Source organism: Microbacterium sp. Bi128 (genome assembly GCF_918698205.1).
In genome coordinates this window covers 1-12,614 of record NZ_CAKKMM010000088.1, presented here as the reverse complement: position 1 = coordinate 12,614, position 12,614 = coordinate 1, and the positions used below count along the sequence as shown (strand labels likewise).

General features: G+C 71.8%; 10 protein-coding genes and 1 pseudogene. 5 read left to right on the top strand and 6 right to left on the bottom strand.

Translation table 11 applies throughout. The features are described from left to right. The coding region (locus tag LQV45_RS09100) for a metallophosphoesterase (RefSeq protein ID WP_230006727.1) at positions 1–3,756 on the top strand (3,756 nt) is incomplete at its 5' end. Positions 3,757–3,955: 199 nt separating this feature from the next. Here LQV45_RS09100 and LQV45_RS09095 read toward each other — a convergent pair. Then, positions 3,956–4,576 (bottom strand): histidine phosphatase family protein, encoded by a 621-nt coding sequence (locus LQV45_RS09095; RefSeq protein ID WP_230006726.1) that lies wholly within the window; start codon positions 4,574–4,576, stop codon positions 3,956–3,958. Between the two features lie 427 nt (positions 4,577–5,003). On the opposite strand from LQV45_RS09095, the gene LQV45_RS09090 reads away from it, so the two are divergent. Further along, complete coding sequence (locus tag LQV45_RS09090; RefSeq protein WP_230006725.1) at positions 5,004–5,729, top strand: excalibur calcium-binding domain-containing protein; 726 nt, start codon at positions 5,004–5,006, stop codon at positions 5,727–5,729. Positions 5,730–5,790: 61 nt separating this feature from the next. On the opposite strand, the gene LQV45_RS09085 is transcribed toward LQV45_RS09090, so the two are convergent. Then, the gene (locus LQV45_RS09085; protein ID WP_230006724.1) at positions 5,791–6,423 is read right to left on the bottom strand and encodes a LysE family translocator; all 633 of its coding nucleotides are present in this window, start codon (positions 6,421–6,423) and stop codon (positions 5,791–5,793) included. 74 nt (positions 6,424–6,497) lie between these two features. On the opposite strand from LQV45_RS09085, the gene LQV45_RS09080 reads away from it, so the two are divergent. Beyond that, positions 6,498–7,823 carry an NAD(P)/FAD-dependent oxidoreductase gene (locus tag LQV45_RS09080; RefSeq protein ID WP_230006723.1) on the top strand — a complete coding sequence of 442 codons (1,326 nt, stop codon included), beginning with the start codon at positions 6,498–6,500 and terminating at the stop codon, positions 7,821–7,823. 12 nt (positions 7,824–7,835) lie between these two features. Here the strand turns inward: LQV45_RS09080 and LQV45_RS09075 are convergent, their stop codons facing one another. Then, a complete protein-coding gene (locus LQV45_RS09075; RefSeq protein ID WP_230006722.1) occupies positions 7,836–8,696 on the bottom strand; it encodes a sulfurtransferase in 861 nt (286 codons plus the stop codon). 100 nt (positions 8,697–8,796) lie between these two features. Next, positions 8,797–9,087 carry a DUF4287 domain-containing protein gene (locus LQV45_RS09070; RefSeq protein WP_230006721.1) on the bottom strand — a complete coding sequence of 97 codons (291 nt, stop codon included), beginning with the start codon at positions 9,085–9,087 and terminating at the stop codon, positions 8,797–8,799. 41 nt (positions 9,088–9,128) lie between these two features. On the opposite strand from LQV45_RS09070, the gene LQV45_RS35785 reads away from it, so the two are divergent. Both LQV45_RS35785 and LQV45_RS09055 read left to right on the top strand, forming a co-directional pair. Further along, a complete protein-coding gene (locus LQV45_RS35785) occupies positions 9,129–10,100 on the top strand; it encodes a GNAT family N-acetyltransferase (RefSeq protein WP_308288840.1) in 972 nt (323 codons plus the stop codon). Continuing rightward, positions 10,067–11,911, top strand: coding sequence for a hypothetical protein (locus LQV45_RS09055; protein ID WP_230006720.1), 1,845 nt, complete (start codon positions 10,067–10,069; stop codon positions 11,909–11,911). Before LQV45_RS35785 ends, LQV45_RS09055 begins: the two co-directional genes overlap by 34 nt. Before the next feature lie 34 nt (positions 11,912–11,945). Here the strand turns inward: LQV45_RS09055 and LQV45_RS09050 are convergent, their stop codons facing one another. Together LQV45_RS09050 and LQV45_RS09045 are read right to left on the bottom strand one after the other, a co-directional pair. Continuing rightward, the gene (locus LQV45_RS09050; RefSeq protein WP_230006719.1) at positions 11,946–12,167 is read right to left on the bottom strand and encodes a hypothetical protein; all 222 of its coding nucleotides are present in this window, start codon (positions 12,165–12,167) and stop codon (positions 11,946–11,948) included. Positions 12,168–12,231: 64 nt separating this feature from the next. Next, positions 12,232–12,614: pseudogene (locus LQV45_RS09045) on the bottom strand (DNA-3-methyladenine glycosylase 2 family protein); the annotation flags it as partial.

Below are 12,614 nucleotides of genomic sequence, written 5' to 3'. Positions count from 1 at the left end.
CCCACGCCCACCGCGGCCGTGCCGGGCGGGTCGCCGCTCCCGGGCGCACCGCTCCAGGTCACCGAGCTTCTGCCCGACTCGACCAACGTCGGCGGTTCGGACGGGTACGAGTTCATCGAGGTGTTCAACGCCACCGATGCGCCCATCGACTTCTCCGACTACGCCATCGACTACCTCTACCCCGTGGAGGGCACCGTCAGCCGCTGGCCGGCCGTGCCCGCGGACGTCGTGATCCCGGGTCGCAGCGCGCTGGTGTTCTGGATCAAGAACGGCGCCAACGACGCCCTCACCGCCGACGACTTCAACCGTCAGTTCGCAACCTCGCTGGTCGCGGGGCAGACGCTGGTGGAGATCTCCTCCGCCGGCATGGCCAACGGCAGCCCGCGCGGGGTCCAGGTGTCGACCAACACCGGCCACCCGGTGAGCACCGCCTTCTACAACCTGGACGGTCGCGACGACACGCAGGCAGACAAAGGCATCCGCTTCACCGCGACCGCGGATGCCGCGGCCCAGCGCATCCTCGACATCGTGCCCGCCAGCCCCGGCGCGGTGCAGGACGCGCAGATCGCCGCGACGTCGGTCGTCACGCCCGTCGACACGACGGCACCCACGGTGACCGACCGAACGGCCGCGGAGATCGTGCCCGGCAGCGATTTCGTGATCGACCTCGCCCTCGCCGACGACGTCGACGTCCGCACCGCCACGCTCGAGCTTCGTAACGACGTCGATGAGCAGCCCTTGCAGATCAGCCTCACCGACGCCGGTGACGGCGTGTTCCGGCACACGGTGAAGGCCGTCGACCTCACCGGCAAGCGCTGGTACGCCTACACGGTCACCGCCACCGACGGCACGAACTCTGTCACCACGGACGAGCGCCGCGTCGCCGTCGCCGGAACCTCCGACGACCCGGTGCGCCTCAACGTCGAGGACGGTCAGTTCGTCCGCGGCGCGATCGAGGTCGTGGCATCCGGTGACTCGTACCCGAGCCCGCTGTCGCTCTCGATCGACGGGGAGCGCGTCCAGACCGCGCCGAGTCTCGAATCGCGTCCCGTGTTCGTCTTCGAAGCGACAAACGTCAACTACTACTTCAAGAACGGTGTGCGCATCGGCGACGACGTGCTCACGATCTTCGACACGGGCACCGAAGGGTGGGAGACCATCGCTACGCCCGTCCCGCTCGACTACCTCCGGCGTGGCGAGGCTCTGACGGCCAGCGTCTGGGCGGGCACGAAGAAGGCCCCCGAGATCGACCCCGACGAGAACAACGACGACTTCGAGATCCGCGGTCTGCGTCTCATCCTGCCGGACGGTCGCACGCTCACCCCGGCCGGATACGACGACCCCGCCGCAGCCCTCCGGATGGGCGACAGCACGGGTAAGCTCGACTTCTTCGACGCCCGCTTCTCCGTCCCCGAAGACGCGTACACCGCCGTCTCCCACACGTGGGACACGTCCGCACACGCCGATGGCGGCGTCGTGATCGCCGCCACCGACGGTGACGAGACGGTCTCGCGCACGGCCCGCGTCGACAACACCGCGCCGGTCGTCACCTCGCGCGTCGAGGACGGAACGGCGTACCGCGGCACGATCGACATCGACGCCGAGGTCGTCGACGCCGGGTCGGGGGTGGCCGCCGTCACCGCGCGCCTGGACGGCGCGGAGATCGCCCTGCCCTACCAGACCTCGTCGGTGGCCCTCGAGGCGGGCGACCACGTGCTGGAGATCGACGCCACCGACGTCGTCGGCAACGCGACGACCTGGAAGGCCACGTTCGAGACGTACGCCGAGCAGCCCGCCGCCGGGCTCCTCGCCCCCGCCGAAGGCGCCGAGGTCTCCGCCGGCGACGTGACGCTGCAGGCGAAAGTCGAAGATCCGCAGGGCGATCCCCTGGACGTCGCGTTCCTCGAGGGACGTCGGGTCGATCTCGCGGACGGCGACGTCTCGGTGCAGTCGGGCACCGTCGCGGATGCCGCGTCCGTGGACCGCGCCGCGCCGCAGACGCTGTCCCGTGCGCAGGTCGAGACACTGGCCGACGTCGACGGACTCTCGGACGACGTCACGAGCGCCGAGGCGTTCCCCTACCAGCTCTTCGAGGTGGCGGTGGAGGCCGCGGACGCGGGCGCAGACGTGCGGGCGACGTGGTCGGGACGGGCGAACGCCGGTGCCACGGTGATCCTGTCGGCTCAGCGACCGGACGGTTCGGGGTGGGACGAGGTGGACCGCCATGTGGCGGCTGCCGACGATGACGCGTTCGAACTGGACGGCGTCGTCTCCGTCGACGACTACGCGGTCGACGGTGCCGTGCGTCTGCTCGTGCAGCACTCGGAGGGCTTCGCGGCTCCCGACCGCAGCACGCGCGACAGCGTCGTCACCCCGCACAACGCCGCCGACGTTCCCCGTTCGGACTACGACTTCACTCTCGGGTGGGAGTCGGACACCCAGTACTACAACGAGAACGAGATGGCGGGCGAGCCCTACAAGCACCAGGAGGCCATCCACTCCTACTTCCTGGACCGTCGGGACGACCTCAACCTGCAGTACGTCTTCCATACCGGCGACATCGTCGACGACTACGACGTCCTCCCGCAGTGGGAGCGCGCCGACGTGCAGTACGACCGGCTGGATGCCGCGGGGCTGCCCTACGGCGTGCTGGCGGGGAATCACGACGTCGGTCATGACGTCGGCGACTACACGAACTACGGCACGTACTTCGGTGAGGACCGCTTCGCGGGCAACCCCTGGTTCGGCGGAAGCTACGAGAACAACCGCGGTCACTACGACCTCGTCTCGGCCGGGGGCATCGACTTCCTGATGCTGTACACCGGATGGCTCCCCGACGATGCATCGATCGCGTGGATGAACGAGGTGCTGAAGCGCTACCCCGACCGGGTCGCGATCGTGGCGCAGCACGAGTTCATCCTCACCACCGGGGGTCTGGGGGCCATCCCGCAGCGCGTCCTCGACGAGGTCGTCGCACCGAATCCCAACGTGCGCATGGTCATGTCCGGTCACTACCACGACGCGTTCCTTCGGACCGACGCGTTCGACGACGACGGCGACGGCGTCGACGACCGGACGGTGTACTCGATGCTCTTCGACTACCAGGGCCTGCCCGAGGGCGGTCTCGGGTACCTCCGTCTGCTGCACTTCGACAACGAGGGCGAACGCATGATGGTGCGCACCTACTCGCCATCGCTCGATCGCTACAACTCCGACGAGCCGAGCCTGCTCGGTCCCGCGGACGACCCGTACGCGCAGCAGGAGTTCGAGCTGACGTACGACCAACTGGGCATCGAGCCGCACGAGCGCGTGCTCGGCACGGATGCATTCTCGGTCGAAGTGCTCGGGATCACCGAGATCGCGTCCTTCGCCGATGTCGCCAGCGGCACGATCCTGTCGGCATCCTGGCCCCTGACCGAGAAGGGCGAGTACGGCTGGTACGTCCGGTCGAGCGACCCCTACGGTGCCGTCGACCGCTCGCGCGTGGCGTTGTTCACCGTCCGGGCAGCCGCGGTCGACCCCGCGGAGCCGGGCACGACGGCGCCCGGCGGCGAGGAGCCGATCGGTTCGGATCCGGGGACTCCTGCCCCGTCGGGCGCGGATGCCGAACCGTCACGGGGCGCGGAACATGGGGCGCTCGCCGTCACCGGAACGGATGCCGAGGGGCTCGGGCTGTGGGCCGCGGCTGCGGCGGTGCTCATCGCGCTCGGCGGCGGGCTCATGATCCTGCGCCGCCGTCGCACGAGAAGCAACTAGCGGGGCGCGTCGAGCGCTCGGGTGAAGACAGGAAGGGCCGGTCGAAGCGGCATCCGACCGGCCCTCTGCACCAGAGTGTCCTGCAATCACATGTCGGTAGCTGCCACAGCAAACAACTACCGTGCGAGCACTCTATAACGGTGAGATAACGGAAGGGAAGAGGTCGTCGTGATCTTTTCGTGATGATTCGAGGTTCGGCTCAGCGCCCGCGCACGTGGTTCCACTGCGTGATCACTTCGGCGCCGTGCTCGAAGCCGAGCTCGCTGACCGCGGAGGTGCCCAGGACGAAGTAGCGTCCGCCCGCGGCGGTCAGTCCGAGCCAGACTCCGGCGAGGGCGCGCAGGAAGTGCGAGTGCGAGAAGACCAGTACCTGCTCACCCGCGCGCACGCGGGGGCGCAGGTCGTCCAGGAGTGACTCGGCGCGGGCGGTCACCTGCTCGACGCTCTCGCCCGGCGTCTCGCCCGCCGGAGCGCCGGACTGCCAGATCGTCCACGGGCGGCCGAGCTGTGCGGTGATCTCGGGGGTCGTGAGTCCCTCGTAGGCGCCGTAGTCCCATTCGACGAGGCGCGGCTCGTGCTCCGCGTGCGGGTAGCCGGCGCGCGCGGCGGTCTCGACCGCCCGGTGCAGTGGGCTCGTCAGGACGAGGTCGTAGTGCCGGGTCGCCAGCAGCGTCCCGGCGAGCTCGGCCTTGTAGGCGCCGGTCTCGGTGAGCGGGATGTCGGTGAGCCCGGTGTGGCGCCCGCTGCGGCTCCACTCGGTTTCGCCGTGGCGCACGAGTACGAGGCGCCCGTCGGGATCGGTCAGGTCGTCGTCCTTCACGTGCCCATCCTGTCGCTTCGGCGGTGCCTCGCGCGTGCACGGCACACGCCGGACGGACGAAGGGCCGGTCGAGGAGTGTCGACCGGCCCTTATCCCTGCACCAGAGTGTCCTGCAATCACATGTCGGTAGCTGCCACAGCAAAACAACTACCGTGCGATGACTCTATAACGGTGAGGTAACGGAACGGAAGAGGATGCCGTTACCTTTTCGTGATTCATAGGTGGTCCATCAGTTCGGTGTCCGGCCGACCGACCTTCGGTAGGAGCCCGGGGCGCGGGGGGCACGCGAGATCGGAGCGAACACGGCGGACGGGACGAGTGCGACGCAGACACGGCACGCCCGCGCGATGTGCCATGCTGTGCGGCAGACGCGCGATCCGACGCGTCGAGGGGGGACCTTCCGGGTCCTGTTCTTGGGGGAGAGCACATGGGGAATTCCGAGCTGCCCGCGGCCGGCTGGTATCCGGCGGCACACGCGAACGGCGAGGCGCGGTGGTGGGACGGGACGCGGTGGTTCGACGAAGAACAGACCGCGACCGAGGCCCTCGACACCGCGACGACGACCGCGCCGCGCCGCGGAGGGAAGGCGCGAAACGATGACGCACAGGCTCAGCCTCCCGCGTCGATGCGACGACGGACGGGGGCCATCGTGGCCGGATCGGCGCTCGTGGTCGGACTGTTGGTCGGTGCCGGCAGCGGCGGAGCCGGATCGGTGGGCGAGCGCGACGCGCTGAAGGCGCAGGTGAGTGCGCTGGAGGTCGCCGTCAGCGAGGCCGAGACGGCGTCGGAGAGCGCCGAGGATGCCGCCGACACCGCCCGTGAAGACCTCGAGGGGGCGCAGGCGCGCGCGACTGCGGCGGAGCAGAAGCTCGCGACAGCGACCGCCCAAGTGACCGCTCTGGAAGCGGCCGCCGTGACGGCGAAGGCGGATCTCGACGCGCGCGCGGCCGAGATCGCCGATCTCAAGACCAAGGTGCCCGCGCCGCCCGAGCCCGTGCAGTCGGCACCGGCGCAGGAAGCATCGACGCCCCAGAACGTCTCCTACGCGAACTGCACGGAGGCCCGCAACGCGGGCGCGGCGCCCGTGCGCCGCGGCGACCCGGGCTACAGCTCGCGCCTCGACCGCGATGGGGACGGCGTCGGCTGCGAGTGAGCGGAGCGGCGCGGCCGCCTGCGTGAGCGGCGCGGTTGGGGTGCGTGCGTGCGGCTCGGGACTACGCTTTCGCGCCCGTCAGCGCCAGCGTCCCGCCGAGGCCGATCATCATCACGCCGCCCGTCCCCGCGAGCGTCGACATCCGCCGCGGCGACCGGGCGAACCAGGCGCGCGCGGTCCCCGCGGCCAGCGCCCACGCACTGTCGCACGCGAGCGCGAGCACCTGGAACACGAGCCCGAGGAGGAGCAACTGCGCCCAGACGGGCCCCGCGCCCGGGGCCACGAACTGCGGCAGCACCGCGACGAAGAAGGCGATCGTCTTGGGATTGGTCGCGCCGACGATGATGCCCTGTCTCAACAGGGTCCACGCCGACCGGCCGCCGACCGCGCCGATGTCGGCGTGCGCACGTCGATGGCGGATCGCCTGGATGCCCAACCACACGAGGTAGACCGCGCCGGCGATCTTCAGCACGGTGAACGCCACCACCGACGACGCGACGATCGCTCCGACCCCGAAGGCGACGGCCACGACGGCGGGGATCGTGCCGAGCGCGTTGCCGACGACGCTCAGCACACCGGCGCGGCGACCGAGGGCGATCGACCGACCGATCACGAACAGCACGCTGGGACCGGGGATCACGATGATGACCACGGATGCCAGCACGAATGCCGCCAGGTTCGCCCACGGGATCATGCGCTCACCCTAATGCCGCCGCCGCAGCGCGGAGACTACTCTCGTCACACGGTCGTCTACCCGAGGGAGCCGTCATGCAGGACCAGTTCGACACCGTCGTCGTCGGAGCGGGCATCGCCGGTCTGTCGGCCGCCCGTCTGCTCGCGCGAGAGGGGCGCCGCGTCGTCGTCGTGGAAGCCCGTGACCGCGTCGGGGGACGCGTGCACTCGCAGCGCGACGGGCACCACGTCACCGACCGGGGTGCGTCCTGGATCCACGGCATCGACGACAGTCCCGTCGAGGCGGCCGCCCGCGCTTTCGGCATGCCCATGGCCGAGTTCACCGTCGGCGGGTACCAGCCCGACAGCCGTCCCCTGGCGTACTTCGGTCCGACCGGCGAACGTCTCGGCCCCGACGAGGTGCGGAGCTTCGCCGACGACGTGCGCGCGCTCAACGCCGACCTCGTCGAGGTCATCGCGCGTTCCGCCCCGGATGCCACCTACGCCGACGTCGTCGAGCAGGCTCTCTCCGGGCGCGATTGGGATGCCGCGCGCGCCCAGCGCGTCCGCGAGTACAACGGCCGCCGCGCCGAGGAGCAGTACGGCGTGCACATGTCGGTGCTCGGCGCTCACGGGCTCGACGACGACACGGTGAACGGCGACGAGGTCGTCTTCCCGCGAGGGTACGACGAACTGGCGACGAACCTCGCCACCGGCCTGGACGTCCGGCTCGAACACGTCGTCGGCGCGATCGAGTGGTCCGCCACCGGCGTCACCGTGACGACCGATCGCGGCACCTTCCACGGGGCGACGGCCGTGGTCACGCTCCCCATCGGCGTCCTCCAGTCGGGTGACGTCGCCATCACCCCGTCGCTGCCCGACACCCATCAGCGCGTCCTGGGCGTCCTGGCATCCAATGCCTTCGAGAAGGTCGTGCTGCGCTTCGCCGAGAAGTTCTGGGATGCCGGGGTCTACGCCATCCGCCAGTTCGGCGACGAGGGGGAGTGGTGGCACTCCTGGTACGACCTGGGGCGCATCCACGACGAGGCCGCCCTGCTGACGTTCGCCGCCGGGCCCGCCGCGGTCGCCACGCGGCACTGGAGCGACGAGGAGATCGCGGCCTCGACGCTCGCGCAGCTGCGCCGGCTGTACGGCGCGCACGTTCCCGAGCCCGAGAGCGTCGTCGTCACGCGCTGGCAGGACGACCCGTTCTCGCGCGGGTCGTACAGCTACATGAAGCCCGGTTCCGTCGGTCCCGACCACGACGAGCTCGCCGAGCCCGTCGGCGGAGTGCTGCACCTCGCCGGCGAGGCCACGTGGGGCGACGACCCGGCGACCGTTCCCGGCGCGCTGCTGTCGGGACACCGCGCGGCCGAGAACGTCGTCGGCCGCGCCGTGCCCGTCGAGCGCCTCTGGAGCTGACGCTCCCGGAGGTCAGCGGGGTTCGGAACCCGTCGCCACCGGCAGCTCGGGGTGATTCGACCACTGGCTCCACGACCCGGGGAACACCCGCGGGGTGAAGCCGGCGAGTGTCAGGGCGACCGCTTCGTGCGCCGCCGTCACCCCCGAGCCGCAGTACACGCCGACCTCGGTCCCCGGGAGGGCGCCGAGCGCGACGAAGCGGGCGCGCAGAGCCTCCGGGTCCGCGAACCGGCCGTCGGAGCCGACGTTCTCGGTCGTCGGCGCGCTGACGGCCCCGGGCACGTGTCCCGCGCGCGGATCGATCGGTTCGACGTCGCCGCGATACCGCTCGGCCGCGCGCGCGTCGAGCAGCAGCTCGGCGTCGGCGAAGTCCGCCACGTCCTCGAGCGACAGCACGGGCAGTGCGCCGTACGCGAGCGCCACCGATCCGGGCGCCGAGGGGGCGGCATCCCCCGTCTCCAGGTCGAACCCGGCGTCGGTCCACGCGCGCAGCGACCCGTCGAGCAGACGCACGTCGGCGACGCCGGCGTATCGCAGGAGCCACCACGCGCGGGCGCTCGAGAGGTTCTTCAGATCGTCGTAGACGACGACCGTGTCGCCGTCGTCGATTCCCCAGCGGCGGGCCGCGTTCTGTAGTGCCTCGACCGAGGGGAGCGGATGCCGTCCGTCGGTCGGCTCCCCGTGGGCGGCCAGCTCGTGATCGAGGTCGACGTACTGCGCGCCCGGGATGTGCCCCGCGCGGTAGTCCGGCAGCCCCTCGGGGCGGTCGAGGCGCCAGCGCACGTCCAGCACCCGGACGGGGCCGCCGTCGGCGAAGCGTCCGGAGGCCAGAGCGTCAGCGAGCGCGGCGGCGCTCACCAGCACGTCAACCACGGGCGTACACCGCCTGCGCATGGTCGAGGGACGGTGTGGGGGAGTCGAGCGGGCGGGAAGCGCCCTCGCGGGGGAAGAGGTCGGTCATCTCGGTCCGTGCTCAGCGATGCGGGTTCGTCGACGCGCCGTCGAGCCACAGGGTGTCGGTGGGGTCGCTGTGCGCCCCGCCGCTCCCGACGTGGGCGTCGCCGATCTTCGGACCCTTCGTGATCACGTGCACGAGCGCCATGCCGTGGCCGCGTCCCAAGTCGTAATCCTGCTTCAGCCACTCCAGGATCGGGGTGGCCTTCGTGTCGGGTCCGAACCCGCGCTCGTGCGCGAGATCGACCAGCTGCCGGGGGGTGAGCCCGGTCTTCTTCTCGACCGCGTCGAGGTACGCCTGGAAGGACATGCCGTCACCCTAGCGTCCGGGGTGCGCGATAGCGTCGAGGGATGGCCGTCACGCTGCACCGGGCCCCCGTCGCCGAGATCCCCCCGCTCACCCTCTACCGCCTGCTGTGGCTGCGCGTGAGCGTCTTCGTCGTCGAGCAGGATGCCGCGTACCCCGAGATCGACGGGCGCGACATCGAGCCGGGCGCCGAACTGATGTGGGCCCAAGATCCCTCGGGCGCGGTCCTGGCCACCCTGCGTCTGCTGCGCGAAGAGAAGAACACCCGCATCGGCCGAGTGGCGACGCTCTCCTCGGCGCGCGGGCGCGGACTCGCGGCCGACCTCATGCGCGCCGCCCTCGAGGTGCTCGACCGCGAGGCTCCCGGCATCCCCACCCTCCTCGACGCGCAAGCGCACCTGGCCGACTGGTACGGCCGCTTCGGTTTCGTCGTCTCGGGGGAGCCGTTCGCCGAGGACGGCATCCCGCACGTCCCGATGCGCCGCACGCGACTGACGACCGAACGGCTCGTCCTGCGGGAGTGGGTGGACGCCGTCGACGATCGGGCGTTCCTGTTCGACCTCTACCGGCGCGCCGAGGTGCGCCGGTACATCGGCGACGGGCGGGTCATGACGGATGCCGCCGAGGTCGATGAGCTGCTCGCACGCTGGACCGCGCGCGCGGACGGTGTGCTCGGAGTGCGGGCCGTGACCACCTCCGAGGGCGAGCGCCTCGGTGCGGTCCTGCTGAAGCCGATCCCCTGGTCCGCAGGCGTCGGCGGCGGGCGTCCCGAAGATGTCGAGATCGGTTGGCACTTCCACCCGGATGCCTGGGGGAGCGGGGTCGCGTCCGAGGCTGCGGCGGCGGTCCTCGCCCTCGCCCACGAGAGCGGCCTCCGGCGGATCGTCGCGGTGACTCACCCCGAGAACACCGCGTCGCAAGCCGTCACGCGGCGCATCGGCATGCTCCCCGCCGGCGAGACCGGCGACTACTACGACACCACGTGCGCGCTGTTCGTCTCGGAGCGGCCCTCGTGAGAAGGATCGCCGCCGGGGCTGTCGCACTGGTCTGTGCGCTCGCGCTCTCGGGGTGCGGCCTGCAGTTCTCGCTGGGCTTCGGCACCGAGAAGGACGGCCGGTTCGACGGCACCGAGATCACCGTGCCCGTGCTCTACGCCAGCGGCACGAAGGGCGTCCTCGCCACCCAGCGCATCACCGCCGCGTCGGCCGAGGGGGCGGGGCTCAGCATCGACATCACCGAGAACGACGTCAGCGGCGTCGATCCCGTGACGCAGTCGGCGACCTGGACCGCCGTGACCGCGGCGACCCTGCTCACCGGGGCCCGTCCCGACACGGCCTACACGTTCGGGTTCGACACCCGCATCGCGACTCCCGCCGCGGGCGCCGTCACCGCCGTCGGTGTCCTCGCGTTGTACTACGGCACCGAGATCCTGCCGGGGGTGGCGCTGTCCGGAGCGGTCACGCCGTTCGGGGCGATCCGGCCGGTGCCCGGGCTCGCCGAACAGGTCACGGCCGCGATCGAGGCCGGAGGCGTCGACACGATCCTCGTGCCCGCGGGGCAACGCATCGTCCGCGACGCTCAGGGCGGCACCGTCGACCTCGACCAGCTCGCCGCGACGGGGGGCATGACGGTCTCCGAGGTCGCCGACATCGCCGGCGCGTATGCCGTGATGACCGGGGAAGACCTCCCCGCAGAAGCGTTCCCGACGCCGGCGGCCTCGCCGTCACCGCTGCCGACGGCGCCCGATCCCGGTGGGGACGGGGCGGCATCCGACGGGCCGCTGAGCGACGCGCGGGATGCCACGATCGCCCGCGCCTCCGAAGCCCTCGACGTCGCCGTCGATCCCACGGCCATCGCGCAGGCGCGCTCCGCCCTCGCACGCGCGGACGACCTGCGCGCCGCGGGCGACACGGTGGCGGCGCTCGCCGCGGCGACGACCGCCGCCGACGCGGCAGTGCTCGGCGCGGTGCCCGCGACCTCGACAGACGCCGCGACGGCGCTGGCCGAGCAGACACTCGCCGCCGCGGGCGATCTCCTGACCGACCTGTCGGCGCGCGAGCCCGCGTCGGTCGGCGAAGCCGATGCCGTGCTCCGGGCCGCCACGGCCACGGCCGAGGCCTATGCCCTGGCGGACTACGCCACGACCTCCCTCACCGCCGCCGACAAGCCCGACGTGGCCCGCGCGGGCACCGCGGCGGCGCTCCTGGCGGCATCCACCCTCGAGACCGCGCGCGCGACCGACGCATCGCCCCGCGAGCGCGGGACGACAACGCTGTCCGGCGGCGCCGACCTCGACGGGGTGGCGTCGCTGCTGCGCCGCGCGGGCATCGCCGCCGAGGAGGCGTTCGCGTCCCGCGTCGTTGCCGGGCGCGCGAAGGCGGACGACGTCTCCGACACCGTGGCGGCGGCGAAGCTGGCCGCCGCAGACCCGGAGACGCTCCGTGCCGTCGCCCTCGGGCACGCACGCGACGCCCTGGCCGAGATCGTCCCCGGCGACGAGGGATGGGCGGCGCTCGGCATCGCCGTCGCGGGCTACACGCGCGCCGCTCCCGCTCTCGCCGCGGCGCAGACCGTGCGCCCGCCGTCCGACGTCGACACCGCGGAGGCGGCCGCGCGCCGCATCGCGGTCGCCGCCGAGTACACGGGGCGAGCCGTCGACGTGCTCACCGGGACCGGCGCCGAGGTTCCGTTCGTGCGGGGAGCGCTCGCGGAGGCAGCGGCCTCGACCGCGATCGATCCGCCGCCGCCGTCCGGGGCCGCGGCCTACTCGGGTCCGTTCGTCGCGGCGCGGGTGCTCGCGTTCGCCGCGGGCATCGAACGTCGATGACCTGCGAGACGGCTCGCCGCGGACGGGCGGGGTGTCAGAGCTCGACGCCGTTGTCGGGGTCGTTGACCCCGACGTTGCGCCCGCGGCTGGACTCGAACGCGATCAGCCAGCCGATCGAGACGATCGCGGCGAGCAGGATGCCGAGTCCGACGTTCTGGAACACCAGACCGAACAGCACTCCGGCGCCGATCAGCACCACGGTGCCGATGATCCAGTAGGTGCGTCCCCGAGGCCAGCCCGTTCCGGATTGCGTCATGCGCCCAGCCTAGAGGGCGCGCCGCCGCTCCCGCGGGTGCCCTCTTCGTCGCCGACGCTCCGCGTCAGCGATCGCGGTGATCCTCGGGGTGCAGGCGGGGCCCGCGGCGCGGCTCGAGGGGCGACCCCGCGGAGATCAGCCGGATGACCCGCTGACGATGCCCCGCGAAGGGTTCGAGGAGCTCGAGCATGCCGTCGTCGTCGGTGCGATGCCCGGTCAGCGCGTACCCCACCTGATGCGCGAGGTGATAGTCGCCGATGCTCACGGCATCCGGATCGCCGAAGGCGCGGATGCGCGTCTCGGCACTCGTCCAGACCCCGACGCCCCGCAGGCTGATGAACACCCGATCGCGCGCCTCGCCGTCGGGGGCTTCGGTCGCCGCGCGGGCGATGGTCGCTCCGCGTCGCGCGGCCTCGACGATCGTGCGCGACTGCGGCGGCTCGAGAC

Bases quoted from the DNA above. Each gene is read 5' to 3' on its own strand.
- LQV45_RS09090 (WP_230006725.1), top strand. From the start codon at position 5,004: ATGGGGAATTCCGAGCTGCCCGCGGCCGGCTGGTATCCGGCGGCACAC.
- LQV45_RS09085 (WP_230006724.1), bottom strand. From the start codon at position 6,423: ATGATCCCGTGGGCGAACCTGGCGGCATTCGTGCTGGCATCCGTGGTC.
- LQV45_RS09080 (WP_230006723.1), top strand. From the start codon at position 6,498: ATGCAGGACCAGTTCGACACCGTCGTCGTCGGAGCGGGCATCGCCGGT.
- LQV45_RS09070 (WP_230006721.1), bottom strand. From the start codon at position 9,087: ATGTCCTTCCAGGCGTACCTCGACGCGGTCGAGAAGAAGACCGGGCTC.
- LQV45_RS35785 (WP_308288840.1), top strand. From the start codon at position 9,129: ATGGCCGTCACGCTGCACCGGGCCCCCGTCGCCGAGATCCCCCCGCTC.
- LQV45_RS09050 (WP_230006719.1), bottom strand. From the start codon at position 12,167: ATGACGCAATCCGGAACGGGCTGGCCTCGGGGACGCACCTACTGGATC.